Source organism: Saliniramus fredricksonii (assembly GCF_900094735.1).
GTDB classification, from domain to species: Bacteria; Pseudomonadota; Alphaproteobacteria; order Rhizobiales; family Beijerinckiaceae; genus Saliniramus; species Saliniramus fredricksonii.
Genome location: NZ_FMBM01000001.1, coordinates 516,121 through 538,652, shown reverse-complemented (window position 1 = coordinate 538,652; position 22,532 = coordinate 516,121). Strand labels below are relative to the sequence as shown.

General features: G+C 66.1%; 19 protein-coding genes. 11 read left to right on the top strand and 8 right to left on the bottom strand.

Annotation, left to right across the window (positions count from 1 at the left end; genetic code table 11):
• From GA0071312_RS02445 to GA0071312_RS02425, 5 genes are all read left to right on the top strand, one after another.
• Nucleotides 1-1,284 carry an HlyC/CorC family transporter gene (locus GA0071312_RS02445; protein ID WP_074443476.1) on the top strand — a complete coding sequence of 428 codons (1,284 nt, stop codon included), beginning with the start codon at nucleotides 1-3 and terminating at the stop codon, nucleotides 1,282-1,284.
• 224 nt (nucleotides 1,285-1,508) lie between these two features.
• Nucleotides 1,509-1,841: a DHCW motif cupin fold protein gene (locus GA0071312_RS02440; protein WP_074443475.1), complete on the top strand. Its 333-nt coding sequence runs from the start codon at nucleotides 1,509-1,511 to the stop codon at nucleotides 1,839-1,841.
• Nucleotides 1,842-2,182: 341 nt separating this feature from the next.
• Nucleotides 2,183-3,145: a TAXI family TRAP transporter solute-binding subunit gene (locus GA0071312_RS02435; protein ID WP_074443474.1), complete on the top strand. Its 963-nt coding sequence runs from the start codon at nucleotides 2,183-2,185 to the stop codon at nucleotides 3,143-3,145.
• An 87-nt stretch (nucleotides 3,146-3,232) separates the two neighbouring features.
• A complete protein-coding gene (locus tag GA0071312_RS02430; protein ID WP_238947059.1) occupies nucleotides 3,233-5,080 on the top strand; it encodes a TRAP transporter permease in 1,848 nt (615 codons plus the stop codon).
• Between the two features lie 21 nt (nucleotides 5,081-5,101).
• The gene (locus tag GA0071312_RS02425) at nucleotides 5,102-5,566 is read left to right on the top strand and encodes an alpha-2-macroglobulin family protein (protein WP_074443473.1); all 465 of its coding nucleotides are present in this window, start codon (nucleotides 5,102-5,104) and stop codon (nucleotides 5,564-5,566) included.
• Here the strand turns inward: GA0071312_RS02425 and GA0071312_RS02420 are convergent.
• On the bottom strand, nucleotides 5,550-6,302 hold the full coding sequence (locus GA0071312_RS02420; RefSeq protein WP_083204239.1) for a UTRA domain-containing protein: 753 nt from the start codon (nucleotides 6,300-6,302) through the stop codon (nucleotides 5,550-5,552). The genes GA0071312_RS02425 and GA0071312_RS02420 overlap by 17 nt on opposite strands.
• A gap of 7 nt (nucleotides 6,303-6,309) precedes the next feature.
• Entirely contained in the window at nucleotides 6,310-7,692 is a 1,383-nt protein-coding gene (locus tag GA0071312_RS02415) for a formimidoylglutamate deiminase (protein ID WP_074443472.1), read from the bottom strand.
• A gap of 107 nt (nucleotides 7,693-7,799) precedes the next feature.
• On the opposite strand from GA0071312_RS02415, the gene hutI reads away from it, so the two are divergent.
• The 6 genes from hutI to GA0071312_RS02385 all read left to right on the top strand — a co-directional run bounded on the left by hutI (nucleotide 7,800) and on the right by GA0071312_RS02385 (nucleotide 15,579).
• Complete coding sequence (hutI, locus tag GA0071312_RS02410; RefSeq protein ID WP_074443471.1) at nucleotides 7,800-9,002, top strand: imidazolonepropionase; 1,203 nt, start codon at nucleotides 7,800-7,802, stop codon at nucleotides 9,000-9,002.
• The gene (hutH, locus tag GA0071312_RS02405) at nucleotides 8,996-10,513 is read left to right on the top strand and encodes a histidine ammonia-lyase (RefSeq protein ID WP_074443470.1); all 1,518 of its coding nucleotides are present in this window, start codon (nucleotides 8,996-8,998) and stop codon (nucleotides 10,511-10,513) included. The genes hutI and hutH overlap by 7 nt, the downstream gene beginning before the upstream one ends.
• A 130-nt stretch (nucleotides 10,514-10,643) precedes the next feature.
• Nucleotides 10,644-12,329 carry a urocanate hydratase gene (hutU, locus tag GA0071312_RS02400; protein WP_074443469.1) on the top strand — a complete coding sequence of 562 codons (1,686 nt, stop codon included), beginning with the start codon at nucleotides 10,644-10,646 and terminating at the stop codon, nucleotides 12,327-12,329.
• A 34-nt stretch (nucleotides 12,330-12,363) separates the two neighbouring features.
• Nucleotides 12,364-13,473 (top strand): TRAP transporter substrate-binding protein, encoded by a 1,110-nt coding sequence (locus GA0071312_RS02395; RefSeq protein WP_074443468.1) that lies wholly within the window; start codon nucleotides 12,364-12,366, stop codon nucleotides 13,471-13,473.
• Nucleotides 13,474-13,535: 62 nt separating this feature from the next.
• The gene (locus tag GA0071312_RS02390; protein ID WP_074443467.1) at nucleotides 13,536-14,045 is read left to right on the top strand and encodes a TRAP transporter small permease subunit; all 510 of its coding nucleotides are present in this window, start codon (nucleotides 13,536-13,538) and stop codon (nucleotides 14,043-14,045) included.
• Nucleotides 14,035-15,579, top strand: a complete 1,545-nt coding sequence (locus GA0071312_RS02385) for a TRAP transporter large permease (RefSeq protein WP_074443466.1) — start codon at nucleotides 14,035-14,037, stop codon at nucleotides 15,577-15,579. The genes GA0071312_RS02390 and GA0071312_RS02385 overlap by 11 nt, the downstream gene beginning before the upstream one ends.
• A 185-nt stretch (nucleotides 15,580-15,764) precedes the next feature.
• Here GA0071312_RS02385 and GA0071312_RS02380 read toward each other — a convergent pair whose 3' ends face one another.
• The 6 genes from GA0071312_RS02380 to GA0071312_RS02355 form a co-directional block, all read right to left on the bottom strand.
• Nucleotides 15,765-16,850: a sensor histidine kinase gene (locus tag GA0071312_RS02380; RefSeq protein WP_074443465.1), complete on the bottom strand. Its 1,086-nt coding sequence runs from the start codon at nucleotides 16,848-16,850 to the stop codon at nucleotides 15,765-15,767.
• A gap of 4 nt (nucleotides 16,851-16,854) precedes the next feature.
• Nucleotides 16,855-17,280 carry a response regulator gene (locus tag GA0071312_RS02375; protein WP_074443464.1) on the bottom strand — a complete coding sequence of 142 codons (426 nt, stop codon included), beginning with the start codon at nucleotides 17,278-17,280 and terminating at the stop codon, nucleotides 16,855-16,857.
• Nucleotides 17,277-19,253, bottom strand: a complete 1,977-nt coding sequence (locus GA0071312_RS02370; protein WP_074443463.1) for a CHASE domain-containing protein — start codon at nucleotides 19,251-19,253, stop codon at nucleotides 17,277-17,279. Before GA0071312_RS02370 ends, GA0071312_RS02375 begins: the two co-directional genes overlap by 4 nt.
• 114 nt (nucleotides 19,254-19,367) lie before the next feature.
• Complete coding sequence (locus tag GA0071312_RS02365; protein ID WP_238947122.1) at nucleotides 19,368-20,477, bottom strand: M20 family metallopeptidase; 1,110 nt, start codon at nucleotides 20,475-20,477, stop codon at nucleotides 19,368-19,370.
• A gap of 170 nt (nucleotides 20,478-20,647) precedes the next feature.
• Nucleotides 20,648-21,178: a winged helix DNA-binding protein gene (locus GA0071312_RS02360; RefSeq protein ID WP_074443461.1), complete on the bottom strand. Its 531-nt coding sequence runs from the start codon at nucleotides 21,176-21,178 to the stop codon at nucleotides 20,648-20,650.
• Nucleotides 21,179-21,219: 41 nt separating this feature from the next.
• Nucleotides 21,220-22,530: a TRAP transporter large permease gene (locus GA0071312_RS02355; RefSeq protein WP_074443460.1), complete on the bottom strand. Its 1,311-nt coding sequence runs from the start codon at nucleotides 22,528-22,530 to the stop codon at nucleotides 21,220-21,222.
• Nucleotides 22,531-22,532: the final 2 nt, after the last annotated feature.

Sequence of the window (22,532 nt, the reverse complement as noted above, 5' to 3'; positions counted from 1 at the left end):
ATGGAAACCTCTGCGTGGATTTCGCTGCTTGCGATATTCGTTTGTTTTATCCTGTCCGGCTTCTTCTCCGGCAGCGAGACCGCGCTGACGGCCTCGTCGCGGGCGCGGATGCTGGCGCTGGAGCGCAGCGGCGACAGGCGTGCGGGCATCGTCAACCGGATGCTCGCGGCGCGCGAGCGGCTGATCGGTGGCATCCTGATCGGCAACAACGTGGTCAATACCCTGGCCGCTTCGCTGACGACCGGTGTGCTGCTGACCCTGTTCGGCGAGGTGGGTATCATCTACGCGACGCTCGCGGTCTCCGCCTTCGTGATCATTTTCTCGGAAATCCTGCCGAAGACCGTGGCGATCAATTCGCCGGACAAGGTGGCCTTGTTCGTGGCGCGTCCGATCTCCGTGATCGTGCGCCTGTTCGGCCCGCTCACCATGGCGATCGAATTTTTCATTCGCTGGCTCTTGCGCCGCTTCGGGCTCGATCTCGGCTCCATGAGCAACGTGCTCTCCGCGACCGAAGAGCTGCGCGGTCAGGTCGATCTGCTGCACAAGGAGGGCGGTGTCGCCAAGACCGAGCGCGACATGCTCGGCGGGTTGCTCGATCTGCATGAATTGTCGGTGGCCGACGTCATGGTCCACCGCACCAAGATGCGCACCATCAATGCCGATCTCTCCGCCGCCGAGATCGTGCGCGAGGTGCTCGCCTCGCCCTATACGCGCATGCCGCTATGGCGCGACAAGCACGAGAACATTGTCGGGATCCTGCATGCCAAGGATCTGCTGCGCGCCCTCGATGCGGTGGGCGGCGACGCGGAGAAGCTGAAGATCGCGCAGATATCCTACGAACCCTGGTTCGTGCCCGACATGACCAGCCTGCGCGACCAGCTGCGCGCCTTCCTCTCCAAGAAGACCCACTTCGCCCTCGTCGTTGACGAATACGGCGAGGTGGAGGGGCTGGTGACGCTCGAGGACATTCTCGAGGAGATCGTCGGCGACATCAAGGACGAGCATGATCTCTCGGTGCAGGGTGTGCGCGTCCAGCCGGACGGCTCCGTGCATGCGGAGGGCTCGGTGCCGATCCGCGATCTCAACCGGGTGATGGACTGGACCCTGCCCGACGAGGAGGCCACCACCATTGCCGGCCTCGTCATCCACGAGGCCCAGCTCATCCCCGATGCCGGCCAGGCCTTCACCTTCCACGGCTTCCGCTTCCAGGTCCTGCGCAAGGCCCGCAACCGCATCACCTCGCTGCGCATCACCCCGCTGGCGGCGCTCGCGCCAAGGGAATAGGGAGCGGCCTGTCCAATCGAAGGGCTGCGTCCGCCTGAGCGCATTGAGCGCTGTCCCGTCCGTGATGCGCTCGCCGTTGAAAACACAGCTGCGGGAACTCCGCACGTCCCGCGTCCGACCGTGTCTCAAGAGCCGACACCAGGCCCGGTGGTCGCGCGTTTCGTTCTGGAGCCCCCGGCCTGACTCCGTCAGGTCGCAACGCGCTCTCAGGCCAAGGAGGCTTCATGCAGATCCCGATGCTCCCCTTCACCGTCACCGACTGGAGCGACGTACCCGTCACCGAGCATGCCGGCGAGACCGGAACGGCGTTCTGGCGGACTTTCAATGTCGGCGATCTCAGAATCCGCATGGTCGATTACAGCCCGGGCTACCTCGCTGACCACTGGTGCGATCGCGGCCATGTGCTGTTTGTTCTGGAAGGTGAGCTCAAGACGGAGTTGCGGGACGGTCGAACCTACAGGCTGACGCCAGGCATGAGCTATCAGGTCTCGGATTTCGGCGATGCCCCCCATCGCTCCTCGACCACGACCGGCGCCAGGCTCTTCATCGTGGACTAGGGTATGGTCCGATCGATCAACCGCATATCCTGCTGGCGTCAATCAATTGGGCATGCAACAGGAAATTGGGCTTTCAGAAGGTAGCGGCCGAAGTCGAACGCAGCCGCAAGCCCATGCGACGTGGCGGGTCCACCTCAAAACGGTCTGAAGCGGCTTGCCTGGGTGCGGTTGCGGCGCAACCTCCATCGCATCCGAAGGGTAGCGTCCCTTGCGCAGCGCATGGCAGGTTCACCAGGGCCGGGCTTCAAAAAAGCCGTTGGCATTCCCCGGCATCACGGCCAAGATGCCGCGCTGGCGCTTCGGCGTCGCGAAAACGCACAAGAATTTCCGGGAGGAACACAATGAAATCGATCCGCATGGCGCTTCTGGGTGCCGTCGCAACCGTCCTTGCCGTGGGCGCGGCGGATGTCCAGGCGCAGGAGCGCATCACGCTGAAATCGGCATCCTCGACATCGTCCTACTATGTGATGATGGTGCAACTTGCCGAATTGCTGCGCGAGACAGGGGATTTCTCGCCCACCGTCGAGGAAAGCCAGGGCTCGGTCCAGAACGTGATGGAATCGCGCATGCGGCAGGGCAATTTCCTGTTCACGACGCCGCCGAGCCTGCTGCGCGCCGCCGCCGCCGGCACGGGGCCGTTCGAGGATCAGGCCTTCGAGACCGCCCGCACGCTGTTCGTGATGCCCTATGTCACGCTGCAGATCGTGGCGCGGGCCGATAGCGGCATCGAGACCGTCTCCGATCTCGCCGGCAAGACCGTCGTGCCCGGCGGCACCGGTACCTTCTGTGAAGGCCGGACCCGCGCCGTGCTCGATGCGCTCGATCTGACGGACGCGATCGACACTGCCGATATCGAATTGTCGGCTGCGGCCAATGCCATGCGCAATCAGCGCATCGATGCCTATTCCACCTGCTCGGCACATCCGGTTCCCGGCCTCGTCGAACTGGCCACGACCACGGATGTGAAGATCATCTCCTTCTCCGAGGAGGAGCGCGAGCAGATCCTGGCGCTCGATGCGAGCTCCGGCCCGATCACCATCGCCGCCGGCACCTATAATGGCCAGGACGAGGATGTTCATACCGTGGGTGTGCCCGTGGGCGCCTATGGCACGGAAAACATGTCGGACGATGCGGCCTATGCCATCGTCAAGACCTTCTGGGAAAACAAGGACCGGCTCGCCGGTGACCAACCCTGGTGGGACGGGGTGAACGAATCGCTGGTCCAGTATCTGTGGGCCGAGGTGCATCCCGGCGCAGCGCGCTACTATGAGGAAATCGGCGTGACCATGCCGAGCCGCGACTGATCCGGCTGCCTCGCGGGCGCGCTGTCCCCGTCCATTCGGCACGGACGCGCCCGCGAACATTCCATCCTCCAACCGCGATTACCCTTCATGTCCGAAAAGACGCTCATGTTCGCCGAGGAGCGCGGCATCCCGGCGGATTCGCCGCTTGCCGGTTCGCTCGCGGTCGTTTCGCTGCGTGCCTGGATCATTCTGGCGCTGGCCCTGACCAGTGTCGGCTTCCACCTCTATCTCGTCTTTTCCGGGCTCATTCCCGCGCTGGTGACCCGTCCGGTCCACCTGATCCTGGCGCTGCCCTGGATCTTCCTGATCGCGCCGGCGAATAACCGTTTCGAGCGCTGGTCGGGGCCGGTCTTCGTCGCGCTGGGCCTGTTCTGCGCGGGCTATATCGTGTGGAACCACGCCACGCTGACGCGGCAATACGGCTCGCTGTCCACGCCGGTGCAGTTCTTCGTCGCCATCGGGCTGATCCTCGTGGTGCTGGAAATGGCGCGCCGCGCGATCAAATGGGTGCTTCCGCTCGTGGCCCTCATGGTGCTGCTCTACGGCTATTTCGGTGAATACATCCCCGGCCATTTCGGCCATTCCGGCCTGCCGGACGCCTATTTCTTCGGAACCCTGATCATCACCGAGGGTGGGCTCTGGTCCAGCCTGACGGGGATCTCGGCGGAGACGATCGCCCCCTTCATCATTCTCGGCGCGCTGATTTCCGCCGGCACGGCCGGGACCGGCTTCATGTCGCTGGCGACGCAGATCGCCGGGCGCCTGCGCGCCGGCGCGGCGAAGATCGCCGTGGTCTCCTCAGCGCTCTACGGCTCGATCTCCGGCGTGGCGGCGGCCAATACCGCATCGACGGGCATGGTCACCATCCCCGCCATGATCCGGCTCGGCTATCCGCGCACGCTTGCCGGAGCGACCGAGGCGGTGGCCTCCACAGGCGGGCAGATCATGCCGCCCCTGATGGGGGCGGGCATTTTCGTGATGGCGGAATTGCTGCGCATTCCCTATGTCGAGATCATGCTGGCGGCGACGCTGCCGGCCTTGCTGTTCTTCGCCACGACCTGGGTCGCCATCCATCAATACGCGATCAAGTACGATCTCAAGGGCCTGCGACGGGACGAATTGCCGGGCTGGCTCTTCGTCTCGCGGACGGTGCCCTTCTTCCTGGTTCCGTTTCTCATCCTGGTCTACGTCCTCGCCTTCACTTCCTATACCGCACCCTACGCCGCCTTCTACGCGGCGGCGGCGATGTTCCTGGCTCTCGCCATCGATTCGACCGGTGCCTTCCGGCTGCGGCGCTGGGCGGCGCGGATCTGGTCGGCGAGCGAGGACGCGGCGGCGCAGGTGGCCAATATCGCCGCGATCATCATCTGTGCCTCCTTGATCGTGGGCGTGTTCAACATGACCGGGCTCGGCATCAAGATCACCGCGCTGATCCTCTCGGCTTCGGGTGATTCCCTGTGGGTGGCGCTGATCCTCACCGGTGTCGCCGCCCTCGTCCTCGGCATGGAACTGCCCACCACCGCGGCCTATCTGATCTGCGTCTCCGTCGCCGGCCCCGCTCTCGTGGAACTCGGCCTGCCCGAGCTCTATGCGCATCTGTTCGTCTTCTGGTACGCGCTCCTGTGCACGATCACACCGCCCGTTTGCGGCAACGTCTTCATCGCCGCAGGCATTGCGCGCGCGCCCTGGTTCGCGACCGCCCTGCGCTCGATGTCGGTGGGGCTCGGACTGTTCATCGTGCCGATGGCCTTCGTCGCCAATCCCTCGCTGCTGCAGCTCGCCGATGCGCCGGCCCTGGCCATCCTGGCCCTGGTCAAGATCCTCGCCGGGCTGACGCTGATCAGCGCCGGTGTGGTCGGGACGGTCAGGGGCTGGCCGCTGCGGATCGCGGCGCTGGCCGCCGGTTTCGGCGTGATCTTTGCCTTCGGTGTGTGATCGGGCCGGCTTCACCTCTGCATGCGCACCCTGCTCAGACCGACGGGGTCAGGCCGGGCGCTCCAGATCGTTGTCTGGCCCATCATTTTTCCCGTCAGCCGGTATCCACCTGACGGCATGATGCGCCAGCACGGGTCGGCGGCGCGGGTTCCGGAATCACGCGCCGCTATTCCACGCCGGAGGGCACAGAATACGCGTTACGTCGTGGTGCTGCGCTTCGTCGAGGAAAACCGCTGGCCCTCGCAAGTGGTGATGGCCGGCCTGCTGCCGGCGGGATTCGAGATCGAGGATCCCCGTCTCGAGGGTTCGGCGGATATCGACCGGTTTGACTGGTTCGATGACGTGGATGCGGCGCATGTCGCATTCCGCGACGACCGTTTTACGGCAGGCTTCACCCGTGATGCGCAAAGGCCGCGGGCGCGTGCGGCTGATATGTCCGACGCATCGGCAGCCAGCGCCGCAATGCCCCTCAGATCGCCGTCGTGATGATGTAGCCGGGCGGGTGGGACTGGGTGACGAGGGTGACGGGCGCGTCGCCGATCCAGGTGACGCGCTCCATGGTGAAGATCGGCGCGCCCGGTGCACAGCGCAGGCAGGCGGCGCAATCCGCATCCGCCGAGGCTGCGCCGAGGGTGAGTTCGCCGCGCGTATAGGGCACGTTCTGGACGAGCCAGGCATTGGCGCTGATCTGCGTGAGATCGACCTCCAGGATCTCCGGCACGGCTTGCGGATTGACCCAGCGATCCTCGTAGGCGTGCGGGCTGCCGTCGGCCAGATGCAGGGCGCGCACATGCAGGAGCCTCGCCTGCGGCGGCAGGCCCATCCGGCTGCGCACGGCCAGCGGCGCCACGACGTGGTTCCGGCTGATCAGGGCATAATCGTAACGCGCGCCGCGTGCCTCGATCTCCTGGCGGATGACGGGGATGTGCAGGGTCGCCCGGCGCAGCGGATTGAGCGCGACGCGCGTGCCGGCCTTGCGGCGTCGGTCGATCAGGCCGGTCGCGGCCACTTCGCGCAGGGCCCGGTTCACGGTGGAGCGGGCGCAGCCGTATTGGGCGGCGAGTTCGGCCTCGTGCGGGATCAGCTCGCCCGGCGGCCAGGCGCGCGACCGGATGCGCGCGAGCACATCGTCGCGGATCGCCTGCCAGGTGGTGGCCGACCGGCGCGGATGGCCCGGCGCGAGGTCGGGCAGGGAAGGGGGATCGGTTTCGTCAGATCGCATCACTTCATCAGATCGCATCACCGAGCCGCCGCATGGTCTGTCCGTAACGCCGCGTGATTGCCGCGCGCGCCACATGTTGTCCCGCTTGTACCAGATGCCGCCCTGCGGACCAGACGTCGCGGACCATATGATCGTCGCCGGCAAAGATGAAAGCGTCGAGCAGCGTGTCGCCGCCCTTGCCCGCGAGATCGACAGCCTCGCCGTCGAGCGCCGTCAGATCGGCGAGGGCACCCGGCGCGATCGTCCCGCTGTTGCGCCCCGCCGCCTGCGCACCGCCGCGCAACGCACCCTCGAACAGCACCCGTCCGGTGGAGGCGTCGGGGCGGGCGAGCGCGGCGCGGGAGCGGTCGCGCAGGCGCTGCGTATATTCCAGCGTGCGCAATTCCTCGCTGAGGCTGATGCGGATATTGCTGTCAGAGCCGATTCCGAAACGCCCGCCGGCGCCGAGCCAGCGCACGCCGTCGAAGATGCCGTCACCCAGTGAGGATTCGGTGATCGGGCAGAGCCCCGCCACGGCCCCGGTCGCAGCCAGCGCCCGGGTCTCGTCCGGCTCCATCTGCGTGCAATGGATCAGGCACCAGCGTTGATCGACGGGCATCGTCGCGAGAAGATGTCGCACGGGCCGTGCGCCGTGATGGGCGAGCACCTCCTCGACCTCGCCGACCTGCTCGGCCAGATGCATGTGCACCGGCCCGTCATCCAGGCCGGGCAGGGCGGACAGCGCTTCCGGCGTCACCGCGCGCAGGCTGTGCGGCGCGAGACCGAGGCGCGTATCGGCGGGAAGCGCCGACAGCGCCTTGCGCGCGCCTTCGACGAGGCGGGCGAAACGGTCGAGATCATTGCCGAAGCGGATCTGCCCCGGCCCGAGCGGGCGCCCGTCACAGCCGCCCTGCTGGTAGAGCACCGGCAGAAGGGTCAGTCCGATCCCGCTGGTCTGCGCGGCGGCGGCGATGCGCGCCGACATCTCCGCCAGATCATCGTAAGGCACCCCGCCCGGCTGGTGATGCAGATAGTGAAATTCGACGTTGCAGGCATAGCCCGCCTCCAGCATCTGCATCTGCACGAAGGCGGCGATCGCCTCGACATCATCCGGTGTGAGCCTGTCGAGAAAGCAAAACATCAGCTGCCGCCAGGTCCAGAACGTATCGCGCGGATCGGGCCCGCGCTTCTCGGTCAGCCCGGCCATGGCGCGCTGGAAGGCATGCGAATGCAGGTTGGCCGGCGCGGGCAGGAGGATCGCGTGCCGCGCGCCTGCGGGGGCGGCGCCCGCCTCGACACGCGCGATCCGGCCATCGGCGCCGATTGCGATCAGAACGTCGCGGGCCCAGCCCGTATCGAGCAGCGCCTGTTCGGCGAAGAGCAGGGTGTGTTGCGCATCGGGAGCCGACATGGCGATACCGTCTCAAAAGGCGTTGACAGGATTAATATGTACAGTCTTATTATTGATAGATACAGACATAAAAAACCAAAAAGACACCGTGCAGCAGGGGAATTTTCGTGACGCAGCAATGTCTCGCCAATGCGAAACTCGCCACGCTCGCGGGCGATGGCTACGGTCTCGTCGCGGCGGGCGCCGTCGTCACCGAGGGTGAGCGGATCGTCTGGGCCGGACCCGAATCGGCGCTGCCCCCCGCCCATGCCCATATCCCGCGCCGGGATATGGGTGGACGGCTGGTCACGCCGGCCCCGATCGATTGCCACACCCATCTGGTCTTCGGTGGTGACCGGGCGCGCGAATTCGCCCTGCGGCTGGAAGGGGCGAGCTACGAGGAGATCGCGCGCGCCGGCGGCGGCATCCTCTCCACCGTGAAGGCGACGCGGGAAGCCGACGAAGCGACGCTGCTGGCGCGCGCCCTTCCCCGTCTCGACGCGCTGATCACTGAGGGCGTCACCACGCTCGAGGTGAAATCCGGCTACGGGCTCGATCTGGAGACCGAACTGCGCATGTTGCGCGTGGCGCGGCGTCTCGCGGACGAGCGCAAGGTGCGCATCCGCACGACGCATCTGTGCGCCCATGCCTGCCCGCCGCAATATGCGGGCCGCAAGGATGCCTTCATCGACGAGATCTGCATCCCATCGCTGCGCGCGGCCCATGCGGAGGGGCTGGTGGATGCTGTCGACGGATTCTGCGAGGGGATCGCCTTCGACACGGAGCAGATCGCGCGGGTCTTCGATACGGCGCGCGCGCTCGGCCTGCCGGTGAAGCTTCATGCCGAGCAGCTCACCCATCAGGGCGGCACGGCGCTCGCGGCAAGCTATGGCGCACTCTCGGCCGATCACGTGGAATACGCCACTGAGGCCGATGCCCGCGCCATGGCTGAATCGGGCACCGTCGCGGTGATCCTGCCGGGTGCGTTCTACACGCTGCACGAAAAGCAGTTGCCGCCAATCGCCGCCTTCCGCGAACACGGCGTGCCGATGGCGCTCTCGACCGATTGCAATCCAGGCTCCTCGCCGCTCACCTCCATCCTGCTCGCCATGAATATGGGCTGCACCCTGTTTCGCCTGACACCTGCCGAGGCCTTGCGCGGGGTGACGGTGAATGCCGCGCGCGCTCTCGGGCTCGATGATTGCGGGCGCATCGCACCGGGTTTGCGCGCCGATCTCGCGGTCTGGGACGTGGATGATCCGGCGGAGCTCGCCTGGCGGATCGGCTTCAACCCGCTGCATGAGCGGATCTTCGGGGGCGTGTCATGCTGACGCTCATACCCGGTGAAACCGGGCTCGACATGCTGGAGCGCCTGTGGCGCGAGGGCCTGCCGGCACGGCTCGCGGATACGGCGCGCCCGGGTATCGAGGCTGCGGCGGAGAGGGTGCGCGAAGCCGCCGAGGGCGGTGAGGCGGTCTACGGGGTGAATACCGGATTCGGCAAGCTCGCCTCGGTGAAGATCGCCCCCGGCGATACCGCCACGCTGCAGCGCAATCTCATCCTCTCCCATTGCTGCGGCGTCGGCGAACCCCTAGACGCGGCGACCACCCGGCTGATGATGGCGTTGAAGCTGCTCAGCCTCGGGCGTGGCGCGTCCGGCGTGCGCTGGGAGGTGATCGCGGCGATCGAGGGCATGCTCGCGCGCGGCGTGACACCGGTCGTCCCGGTCCAGGGTTCGGTCGGCGCATCCGGCGATCTCGCGCCGCTCGCCCATATGAGCGCGGTGATGATCGGGGAGGGGGAGGCCTGCTTCGCCGGTCAGCGCATGCATGGCGCCGATGCGCTCGCGCAAGCGGGGCTCGCGCCGGTCACGCTCGGCCCCAAGGAGGGGCTGGCGCTGATCAACGGCACGCAATTCTCCACTGCGCTGGCGCTCGCCAATCTGTTCGAGGGCTGGCGGCTGGCGCAGGCAAGCCTGGTGATTTCGTGTCTCTCCACCGATGCGATCATGGGTTCGACCGCGCCGCTCGAGGCGGAGATCCATGCGCTGCGCGGTCAGCCTGGCCAGATCGCTGTGGCGCATGCCATGCGTGATCTGATGGCAGGCTCGGCCATTCGCGAGAGCCACCGCGACGGCGATACCCGGGTGCAGGACCCCTATTGCATCCGCTGCCAGCCGCAGGTGCTCGGTGCCGCGGTCGATCTCCTGCGCTTTGCGGCATCGACGCTGGAGCGCGAGGCGAATGCGGTCACCGACAATCCGCTGGTGACGGCGCAGGGAATCGTCTCCGGCGGGAATTTCCATGCCGAACCCGTCGCTTTCGCCGCCGACATCATCGCGCTCGCACTCGCCGAGATCGGTGCCATCGCGCAGCGCCGGGTGGCGCTGATCGTCGATCCGACGCTCAGCTTCGACCTGCCGCCCTTCCTGACGCCGGAGCCCGGGCTGAATTCCGGTCTGATGATCGCGGAAGTCACGACGGCGGCGCTGATGAGCGAGAACAAGCATCTGGCCAATCCCTGCGCCACCGATTCCACCCCCACCTCCGCCAACCAGGAGGATCACGTCTCGATGTCGGCGCATGGTGCCCGGCGTCTGGGCAGAATGGTCGATAATCTCGCCGTGATTCTCGGCATCGAGGCGCTGTGCGCGGCGCAGGGGATCGGTTTTCGCGCGCCGCTCGAAACCTCGCCCCGGCTGCGCGCCGTGCTTGCCGATCTGCGCGAAGTCAGCCCGGCCCTCGCCGGCGACCGTTATCTCGCCCCGGATATCGAGGCTGCCACGCGGCGCGTGCGTGACGGCGCCCTTGCGCGCGCTTGTGGGCTGGACTTCCCGCTATGACGGCCCGGGCCGAAACCCTCCGCCCGCGACGGGCATGGCACGATCCGTGCTTCGCCTTTCCCGACACCGGCGCGCGAAGGGCGGCATCACGCACAAAATCTCCCGAAAACGCCATTGCGAGTGACCGAGCATGACCGATCCGCGCCACAATATCCGCGATGTCTTCCCGCCCACCGGCCCCGAGATCAGCGCGAAGAGCTGGCTCACGGAAGCACCTCTGCGGATGCTGATGAACAACCTGCATCCCGATGTCGCCGAGAACCCGCACGAACTCGTCGTCTATGGCGGGATCGGGCGCGCCGCCCGCACCTGGGAGGATTTCGACGCCATCGTCGCCGCCCTGCGCAAGCTCGACGAGGATCAGACCCTTCTGGTGCAATCGGGCAAGCCGGTGGGCGTATTCCGCACCCACAAGGACGCGCCGCGCGTGCTGATCGCCAATTCCAACCTGGTGCCGCACTGGGCGACCTGGGCCCATTTCAACGAGCTCGACCGCAAGGGTCTCGCCATGTACGGCCAGATGACGGCGGGCTCCTGGATCTATATCGGCACGCAGGGCATCGTGCAGGGCACCTACGAGACCTTCGCCGAAGCCGGGCGCCAGCATTACGGCGGTGACCTCGCGGGCCGCTGGATCCTTACCGCCGGGCTCGGCGGCATGGGCGGCGCCCAGCCGCTCGCCGCCGTGATGGCCGGGGCCTGCTGCCTCGCCGTGGAATGCGACGAGACCCGGGCGGATTTCCGCATCCGCACCCGCTATTGCGACGAGAAGACCCACAGCCTCGACGAGGCGCTGGCGATGATCGCGCGCTGGACCAGAGCCGGCGAGGCGAAATCCGTGGCGCTGATCGGCAATGCGGCCGAGATCTTCCCCGAACTCGTGCGCCGCATGCGCGACGGCGGGCCGCGCCCGGACATGGTCACCGACCAGACCTCGGCGCATGATCCGATCCACGGCTATCTGCCGATCGGCTGGAGCGTGGCCGACTGGCGCGCGAAGCAGGAGAGCGATCCGGCTGCCGTCGAGGCGGCGGCGCGCGCGAGCATGAAGGCGCATGTCGCGGCCATGGTCGATTTCTGGAACGAGGGCGTGCCCACACTCGATTATGGCAACAATATCCGCCAGGTGGCGAAGGAAGAGGGGCTTGAAAACGCCTTCGCCTTCCCCGGCTTCGTGCCGGCCTATATCCGTCCGCTCTTCTGCCGTGGCGTCGGCCCGTTCCGCTGGTGTGCGCTCTCGGGCGACCCGGAGGATATCTACAAGACCGATGCGAAGATGAAGGAGCTCTTCCCCGAGAACGAACATCTGCATCGCTGGCTCGACATGGCCCGCGAGCGCATCGCCTTCCAGGGGCTGCCGGCCCGGATCATGTGGATCGGGCTCGGCGACCGGCACCGGGCGGGGCTCGCCATCAACGAGATGGTGCGCAACGGCGAATTGAAGGCGCCCGTGGTGATCGGGCGCGATCACCTCGATTCCGGCTCCGTCGCCTCGCCCAACCGCGAGACGGAATCCATGCTGGACGGCTCGGATGCTGTGAGCGACTGGCCGCTACTCAATGCGCTGCTCAACTGCGCTTCGGGCGCGACCTGGGTGAGCCTGCATCACGGCGGCGGGGTCGGCATGGGCTTCAGCCAGCATTCGGGCATGGTGATCTGCTGCGACGGCTCCCACGATGCCGACAGGCGCATCGCCAATGTGCTGTGGAACGACCCCGCCACCGGCGTCATGCGCCACGCCGATGCGGGCTACGAGATCGCGCGCGACTGCGCCCGCGAGCACGGGCTCGACCTGCCCGGCATCCTGAAGGACTGAGACCGCCCCAATCGAACAACCAGAGGAGAACACCATGGAAAGACGGACTTTTCTCAAGACGGCCGTGACCGGCGCTGCCGGCGCTGCCGCCGCATCGACCCTTGCCGCCCCGGCCATCGCCCAGGACGTCATTCGCTGGCGCATGGTCTCGGCCTGGCCGCGCAACCTGCCCGGACCGGGCGTCGCGGCGCAGATGCTGGCCGACCGCATCGTCACGCTCTCGGGCGGGCGGATCGAGATCGAATTCTTCCCGGCCGGCGAAGTCGTGCCCGGGCCCGGCGTGTTCGACGCGGTGGGTGAAGGCACCGCCGATATCTACCATGCGGTGCCGGCCTACTGGGGCTCGAAATCACAGGGTATCCTGCTCTTCGGCAGCCAGCCGCTGGGGCTGAACGCGATCGAGCAGCATGGCTGGATGCTGCATGGCGGCGGGCAGGCGCTCTATGACGAGATGTATGGCCGCTTCAATCTCAAGCCCTTCCTGTGCGGCAATTCCGGTCCGCAATGGGCCGGCTGGTTCCGCAACGAGATCAACAGCCTCGATGATCTGCGCGGCCTGCGCTACCGCACAACGGGACTCAATTCGGTGGTGATGTCGCGGCTCGGCGTCGCGGTCGAGGCGATGTCCGGTCCGGCCATGTTCCAGGCCCTGCAATCGGGCGCGCTGGATGCGGGCGAGTTCATCGGCCCCTGGACCGATTCGACGCTGGGCTTCCAGCAGGTCGCCGATTACTATTACGACAACGGCGTCGGCGAGCCTTCCTCTGCGGAGGAATGCGCGGTCAATCTCGACAGCTGGAACAGCCTGCCCGACGATCTCAAGCAGGCCGTCGGATTCGCCGCCGAGAGCCTCTACAATCCGGTCCTGACCGAATACAACACCAACCATGCCCGCGCCCTGCGCGAGCTCGTGGCCGGTGGTACGCAGGTGATGTCGTGGCCGGAGGAGATCATCGTCGCCATGGGCAACACAATGGGTGAGGTTCTCGACGAGATGCTCGAAGACGAGGACGAACTGGTGCGTCGCATCACCGAGAGCTTCCTCGACTATCGCAATCTGATGGTCGATTACATGGCCCATTCCGAGGCCGCGCAGCTGGCTGCGCGTAACCTCGACTTCACCTATGGCGGTTCGGGCCGCTGACGACACGACCGGCGGGTGCTCTCGAGGCACCCGCCGCCTTTGCGACAGGGCGGAGACGGGATATGGCGCGCATCGCCGATGCACTGGACTGGATCAACCGGATCGTCGGCAATGTCGTGATGTGGTTCGCCCTGGCGATGGTGCTCCTGCAATTCGCTCTGGTGATCCTGCGTTACGTCTTCGGCATCGCCTCGATCTTCGCCGGCGAGGGCGTGCTCTATCTGCATGCCGGCCTGTTCATGCTGGGTGCGGGTTACACGTTGCTGCTCCAGGGGCATGTCCGGGTCGATATCTTCTATGCCCGGCGCTCCCGGCGCGGGCAGGCGATCATCGACATCTTCGGCCATCTGGCGCTGCTCGGCCCGGCGCTGGTCATCCTGCTCTACTGGTCCTGGCCGATGGTGCGCCGCTCCTGGGCGATCCTCGAGGGCCCGATCTCGGTCGGTGGCATCCCCGCCTCGTTCCTTCTGAAATCACTGATACCGGCCTTTTGCGTGCTGCTGCTGATCCAGGGTGTCTCCGCCCTGATCCGTGATCTGATCCGGCTGCGGGAGGCCCCTGATGCCGCTTGATCTGATCATGTTCGCCGCGCTGATCGTGGTGATCCTGCTTGGTTATCCCGTCGCCTTTTCCATTGCCGGCGTCGCCACCGCCTTCGCGCTTCTGGGCTGGTGGCTCGATGCCTTCTCCATCGGGATGATGGGCGCGCTCGGCCAGCGCTTCTTCGGCGTCATGACCAATCCGGTCCTCACCGCGATTCCGCTCTTCGTGCTGATGGGGGTGGTGCTGGAGAAGTCGCGCATCGCGGAGGATCTGCTCGAGACAATGGGGCGGTTGTTCGGAGCCGTGCGCGGCGGACTCGGCGTCTCGGTGATGCTGGTGGGCGCGCTGCTCGCCGCCTCGACGGGAATCGTCGGCGCGACCGTCGTGGCCATGGGCCTGATCGCGCTGCCGGCCATGCTACGCAACGGCTACAATCCGCGCCTCGCCGCCGGCTCCGTCTGCACGGCGGGGACACTCGGCCAGATCATCCCGCCCTCAACCCTGCTGATCATCCTCGCCGAGGTGATGTCCTCCGCCTTCCAGCAGGCGCAATTCGCCATGGGGCGCTTTACCGTCGAGACAATCTCGGTGGGCCAGACCTTCGCCGCAGCGCTCGTTCCCGGCCTGATCATGGTGGTGATCTACATCCTCTACATCCTCGGGCGGGCCTTCCTCATCCCGGGCGACGCGCCGGCCATGCAGCGCCCGGAAAAACGGGTGAGCCATGCCGAGATCCTCGGCGCCGTCGCGCCGCCGATCCTGCTGATCATCGCGGTGCTGGGGGCGATCCTTGGCGGCATCGCCTCGCCCAATGAGGCGGCGAGCGTGGGGGCGGTGGGCGCGATCCTGCTCGCGGGCTACAGACAGGGCGCGCCGCGCTGGCTGATCCTGACGGGCGCGGCGGCGCTCGGCCTGCTCGCGGTGGCGGCGGGATTGCAGCCGGTGCGGTTGCAGCGTTCGGATGCCGGCGCACTCGAATATACGCTCGGCACGCTCTATGCGGGGCTGGTGCTGATCGGTCTCGCGGCGGTAATCGTCGCCCTGCAGAGCCTCATGCGCCAACGCATCATCGTGGCTGCCATGCGGCAGACGCTGGTCGTGACGGCGATGATCTTCGCCACCATCCTGATGGCGTCCTTCTTCAGCCTCGTCTTCGTAGGACTTGGTGGCGAGCACCGGGTCGCCACGATTCTGGAGAGCCTTCCGGGCGGGCCGACCGGCGCCTTGATCTTTGCCATGCTGTTCATCTTCGTGCTCGGATTCTTCCTCGATTTCGTCGAGATCTCGGTGATCCTGCTGCCGCTCCTGATCCCGCCGCTGATCCTGATGGGGCACGATCCGATCTGGCTGGCGGTGCTGATCGCGATCAACCTGCAGACCTCGTTCCTCACCCCGCCCTTCGGCTTCTCGCTGTTCTACCTGCGCGGCGCGGCGCCGAAGGAGGTGACCACGGGGATGATCTATCAGGGCGTCGCCCCCTTCATCCTGCTCCAGGCGCTGGCGATCCTCCTGATCTGGCTGGCGCCAGCGCTGGCCACCTGGCTCCCGCGCGCGCTGTTCTGAGAGGGGAACCGCTGCCGGGTCGGTCGATGGTTCAGACCATTGAATCGCCGGGATGTGGCCCGTCTGTGTCAGGGCGCAAGCATTGATGAAAAGCGCGCCATGCAGATCCCGTGACAGTATCGCAGTCGTCTCGAACGCAGCGATGTCACGCGGATGGCCGTGCAGCAAAAGCGGCCGAAGCGCCCTCAGGCCGCCGGCGCCGCGTCTGCGCCTGATCCCGTGGCCTCTTGCGGAACGTCGAAGCTGAGCGTGGCGCGGGTGCCGGGATGGGTGGGGTCGTACCGGATCTCGGTCTTGAGATTGGCCGCCATTGCCTTGACGATCCGGGTTCCCAGTCCGCTGCCCTGCGGCGCGCCGGCGATGTCGAAACCGACCCCGTCATCCTCGACGACAAGGCGGATGCGCGCTTCGTCCTCGCGCCGCAGGAAGACCCGGATTTCGCCGGGGGCATCTTCCGGATAGGCGTATTTGGTGGCATTGGTGACGAGTTCCACCACGATCACCCCGAGCGAAATCGCCTGATCGGTCGGTGCCTCGATCGGCTCTGCCGTCACGCGCAGGGTCTCATGCGTGCCCGATGCCCGCATGGCCTGGCCCAGCTCCTCGATCAGGCCGGTGAGATAGGCATCGAGCTCGACGCGGCGTACATCCCGCGACGTATAGAGCCGCCGGTGGACCTGCGAGATCGCGGCGATGCGGGTTTGCGTCTCGACCAGCGCATCGCGGGCGGGACCTTCGGGCACAATGCCCTTCTGCATGGTGACGAGGGAAGCCACCAGCTGCAGCGAATTCGCCACCCGGTGATTGACCTCGCGCAGGAGCATCTCGGCGCGGTCGCGCTGCTCGCGCACTTCCCTTTCGGCGCGTTCCTTGGCGCGGCGCACGCATTCCTGCTCCAGCGCCTGGCGGATCGAGGCGCCAAGCAGATCGAAGAAGGCGCCGCCGACATCCTTGACGATGTAATCCGCCGCGCCGCTCTTCAGCGCCGCCACGGCGATACGGCCCTCATCCGCCCCGGTGACGTAGATCACCGGCGCCGGGGCCGGCATGGCGCGGATTTCCCGGAGAACCTCGAGTCCTTCCTTGCCGGGCATGAAATGATCCAGGGCGACGACGTCGAAGCGGTCCTGCGCCAGCTGCGCCAGACCCGCATCCCCGCCTTCGGCATAGGTGACCTCCATCCCCTGGCGCGTCAGGGCGCGCGCGACGAGGCGCCCGAAGGCGGGATCGTCATCGATATAGAGCACTCGGACCGTCTTGTCGGCGCCCATGCCGTCAGCCCTCCGGCACCTGCATGACGGAGAGGAAAAGGCCGAGCTGGCGGATCGCCGTCGCGAAGGTGTCGTATTCCACCGGCTTGGTGATATAGACGTTGCAGCCCAGATCGTAGCAGCGCTGGATCTCGGTCTGGTCGTCGGTGGTGGTGAGCACGATCACCGGCGCACGTCTGGTCGACTCGTTCTGCTTGATGCGCGCCAGAATATCCGTGCCGCTCATGTCGGGCAGGTTGAGATCGAGCAGCACCAGAAGTGGCCCCTGGCCGCGTGTTTCCGGTGTCTCCAGATGCTGCAAGGCGCTGGTTCCGTCGAGGAAATGCAGGATCTCGTTGTTGACGCCGGCACGGCGCACGTTCTTCTCGATCAGGCGCGCGTGGCCTTCGTCGTCCTCGATCATGATGATGGTCACGGGCAGGGCACTCATGCGTCTTCCTGATGTTCATCCGGTTTGAGAGTTTTGGGCAAGATCACGATGAAAGTCGAGCCCTTGCCGGGCTCCGACTCGACATGGATCGCTCCGCCGAGGCGGCGCACGAGGGCACGCACATGGGCAAGCCCGATCCCCTCGCCGGTCTGATCCTGCGCGCCGGCGCGGCGGAAAAGATCGAAGACCCGCTGGTGATCCCTGGAATCGATGCCGCGCCCGTTATCCGCGATCTCGTAGCGCAGGCGGTGATCCGGCTCGGCATGGCCGCGCACGGTGATCCGCCCCGGGCGGGTCGGATCGAGATATTTCACCGCGTTCTCGATCAGATTGCCAAAGATCTGCTCCAGCGCCACCCGGTCGGAGACCAGATCGGGCATGTCCTCGATCACGATTTCCGCGCCCTCTTCCTCAAGCTGATGGGTGATGTTCTGCACGAGCTGCGCGATCACGTCGCGCATCACGATCGGTTCGGGCGTCAGCACCCGGCGGCCCTCGCGGGAGAGCTTGAGGATCGCGGCGATGAGACGGTCCATGCGCTGGGTGGAGGAGCGGATGAAGTCGAGCGCCTCGGGCAGATCGGTCTCGACCGCCATGCGGGCGTCATCGGTGACGAGTTCCGGCGCTTTCTCCGCGACCTGCGCAATAAAGGCCTCGACCTCCTTGCGCACCGCTTCGAGCTCGGCGGTAAAGCCCATGACGTTGACAAGCGGTGCGCGTAGATCATGGCTGACGATATAGGCGAAGCGCTGGATTTCCTCGTTGGCCTCGGTCAGATCGGCGGTGCGCGCAGCCACCGCATGTTCGAGATTGGCAATCAGCCCGGCGAGTTTGGCGCGGGCGCGCTCCAGCTGGGCGGTGCGCTTCTCGACGCGATGTTCCAGGGTCTCGTTCATCTCTTCGAGGGCGGTATTGGCCTCCTCGGCTTCCTCCGTCGCCCGGGCCTGGCCGAGGGCGGCGAGCCCCAGCAGCAGCGTGGCGAAGAAGCCGATCCCCATGAGCCAGGGAGAGAGCGCGCGGGCGGAATCGGCGGCGAAGGACGGCGTCGTCTCGATCTGCAAGGTCCAGGGGCGGTCGCCGATCTGGATCACCCGCTCGTCGCGAAGCGCGATGGCCGGGTCGGTTTCGCTGCGCGCTGAGCGATAGAGCAGATCGGCCTCATCGGTCGATTCCCCGTCGAAGACGGAGAAGGCGATTTCCGATGGGCGCTCGCGCAGTTCGAAAGAGTGGTCGAAAAGGTCACCTGCGCGAAACGGGCTGTAGACCCAGCCGATCAGCCTCTCGCGTCGATTCTCGACCGTTTCGGGGATGCGTGCGCCGCCATAGATCGGCAGGTAGATCAGAAAACCCGGTTGCAGATCGTCTTCCTCGATCTCCTGGACGAGTTCCACGCGTGCGGATGTGGCGCGCTGGCCACGATCGCGGGCGCGCTCCATCGCGTCGCGCCGGATCGCTTCGGAGAACATGTCGTAGCCGAGCGCGGCGCGGTTTCGCGCGTCCTGCGGTTCAAGATAGACAATAGCCGTATAGGCGTCACGATCGCCCTCGGGCCAGACCCGGAAATCCGAGTGATACTGACGCATCCGCGCCTCGATAGCCGGCAGATCGGAGGCCTCGACGGCCCTGGCAAAGCCGATCCCCTGCACGCCGGGATAGAGCTCCGCGATACGCAGGCGGGCGACATAGCGGCGAAATTCCGGCTGGCTGACCGCGCCGGCGGGGCGGCTCGCCATCAGCGCGGCCGTGCCACGCAGAAGGGCGACGTAATCCTCCATGCGCTGCTGCACTGCAGCCGCGCGCTCTTCCACCAGGGCCACGAAACGCTCCTCGTCGCGTTCGCGCGCGAGGCGTTCGTATTGCTGGCTGAGAAAGAACGTCGCCGCGATCCCGGCGATCACCACGATGGCGGGGAAGATCAGGGCACGCGGTGTACGGGCCGTGATCTGAAAGAGGCCGAGTCTCTTCTTTTTCAAGGCGCGGTTACTCTCACTATCACGGCGAACGGGTTGCAACGGCGAAAGCGCGACATGACGCGATCCTGTCGAAACGCAATAGCCGCGCTTCAGGTTCCCGGGCCTGCGCAAAACTCAACCGCGCGCCCCCAGCCCCGCGATCGCGCGGGCGATACCCTGCGCACGCGGCACCATGGTCTCGACTTCCATGTATTCCTCCGGCGAATGGGCCTTGCCGCCCACGGGGCCGGTGGCGCACAGGGTGGGGCAGCCGACGCTTGCGGTAAAGCCGGAATCGGCGCAGCCGCCGGCGAATTCGCCCTCGATGGCGACGCCGTTCTCCGCCATGGCCTTCCGATAAATCCCGAAAAGTTCCTTCGAGCCGTCATCCTGCACCAGCGGGTGGAATTCGCCCTTGATCATGAGTTCCGCGCGCGTGCCCGCGACATCTTCGGCAGCAACGATCTGCGCGATGCGCGCCATCGCCGCCTCGCGCTGGTCGGGGGTGATATAGCGCAGATCGATCTCGCATTCGGCAAGCGGGGCCACCGTATTCACCGATTGTCCGCCCCGGATCAGCCCGACATTCACGGTGATGCCAGCCTCGATATCGGTGATCGCATGCAGGGCGATGATCTTGTGGGCGAGCGCGCCGATGGCGGAGGCGCCCTGCGCGAAGTTGCCGCCGGAATGGGCCGCCTTGCCGTGGATATTCATCTGCATGAACACGCCGCCCTTGCGCCCGGTCACGATATTGCCCGACGGGCGCCCCGGCTCGGAATTGAACACGGCACGCGCCTCGCGCGCGGTCTCCTCGATGATCGGGCGGCAGGCGGGGGAGCCGATCTCCTCGTCGCTGGTGATCAGGCCGAGCAGCGGCGCCGGCGCGCCGCCGAACTTGTGATAGGCGGCGAGGACGAAGGCGTTGATCACGAGCCCGGCTTTCATGTCGCAGACACCCGGCCCGTAGGCGCGGCCATTCTCGATGCGGAAGGGGCGGCGGGCGACTTCGCCTCTGGGGAAGACCGTGTCGCGATGGCCCATCAGCAGGATCGGTTTGTTGGCACCGCCGGAGCCGGCCACATGCGCCTTGATCGCCTCGCCATAGGTCTCATCGGGGATGGTCGTGGTCGCGATGCCGTGTTCGGCGAAGAAACGCTTGAAGCGCTCCCCCACCGCATCGACGCCAGCCTTGTCATAGGAGCCGGAATCGATATTCACGACCTCCTCCAGCAGGGCGAGCATGGCGGGCTGCTGCTCGGCGAGCCAGTCGGAAACCTGATCGGCGGGGGCGGGGGCTGCGGACACGGGGATCACCTTCATCGGGAGAGAGACCCGGTCAGGCTAGGCCCGCATGGCATGATCAAGGAAGCGGAAAATCGTCACGGGCGTTTCACAGGTTGCGCCTGAGGGGGCTACAGGGAGGCTGCGGCCCTGGCGGCCTGGTCGTAATGACCCGAGAGCGCACGCATCATTGCTGCGATTTCGGAGAGCTGTTCCCTGTCGAGCGTGGTGGTGCTCAAGGGGCCGATCAGGAGCTTGTCGCGAATCTCGCGGTATTTCCTGCAGATCTCCCGGCCTCTCTCGGTGATCTCGACGGTCTTTTCCTTGCCGGCGCGACCGGAAGTGACGAGGCCTGCGCCCTGCAGCTTCTTGACCCCGTAGCTGACGAGATGGGTTTCCTCGATCGAGAGAACGAGGCAGATATCCGCCAGCCTTTTGGCGCGTCCACGATGGTTGACCGTATGCAGGATCAGCACGTCGAGCGGTGAGAGATCCGGTACCCCCGCCGCCGCGATGCAGCGCATCATCCAGCGATGAAAGGCGTGGCTGGCCAGGATCAGGCCGAATTCGAACTCCGACAGGGCCGGCAGCGCCCCCTCCGCCAGATGGGCGGAGGAGACGATGGGACCGATGCCGGAGGGGTTCAGGCTTTTCGCACTCATGACGTCTCCGGACTCGCGCACCGTACGTTACGAATCGCGCATCAGCGTGGTGCCTCCAACATGGTGCGCGGCAGCCAGAGCGCAATATCTGGATACAGTGCCAGCAGGAAGGCTGCCAGACACATGATCAGGAAGAACGGCGCCGTGTAAAGCCCGAGCCTGAAGATGTCTTTTCCGGTAAGTGATTGCAGGACGTAGAGATTGAAACCGACGGGCGGCGTGATCTGCGCCATCTCGACCACCAGAACGATGTAGATACCGAACCAGATCAGGTCGAACCCGGCACCGACCACGAGCGGCATGATGATGGATGTGGTGAGCACCACCATCGAGATCCCGTCGAGGAAGCAGCCCATGATGATGAAGAAGACCGTCAGGGCGAGCAGCAGCATCCCTTGCGAGAGCCCGAAGCTGCCGATCCACTCCGCCAGCACGCGCGGAATGCCGGTAAAGCCCATCGCCGTCGTCAGGAAGGCGGCGCCGGCGAGGATGAAGATGATCATGCAACTCGTCTTGGTCGATGCGACGAGGGCTTCGCGCATGGTCTCCCATGTCATTGTTCCCGTGGCCCAGGCTATGGCGAGCGACAGGAAGACCCCGACGACGGCGGCCTCGGTGGGCGAGGCGAGACCCATATAGATCGAGCCGATCACCCCGATGATCAGCAGGATCACGGGGGCGAGGCGGCGCAGCGCCTTGACCCGCTCCAGGAAGGGCATCGCCGGCTCTGGGGGCGGCATCCTGTCCTTGTTGAACAGGGCCCAGATGATGACATAGGTCATGAACAGGGCCGTCAGCATCAGACCGGGGATCACGCCTGCGATGAACAGCCGCGCCACGGAGAGCTCCGTCGCCGCCGCATAGACGATCAGGATGATCGAGGGCGGGATCATCAGACCGATCGTGGCCGACCCGGCCAGTGCCCCGATCGAAACCGTGTTGGAATAGCCGCGCCTGGCCAGCTCCGAGAGCGAGATGCGCCCGATCGTGGCGCAGGTGGCAGCCGAAGAGCCCGAGACGGCGGCGAAGATGGTCGAGCCGACGATATTGACGTGAATCAGCCGCCCGGGCAGCTTCGCCAGCCAGGGCGCGAGCCCGTCGAACATGTCCTGCGACAGGCGTGTGCGGAAAAGGATGTCGCCCATCAGGATGAACATCGGCAAAGCCGTGAGATCCCAGGATTTGGCTCCCTGCCACATCGAGGTGGCGAGAATGGTGCCGGCGGGCAGGCTCAATTGCAGAATGATGGCGACAAAGCCCATCGTGGCGAGCGCCACGGCGATCCAGAGGCCCAGCCCGATCATGGCGAAGAGCAGTGCGATGAGGCCGAGGCTGACAGGAAGCAGATCCATGG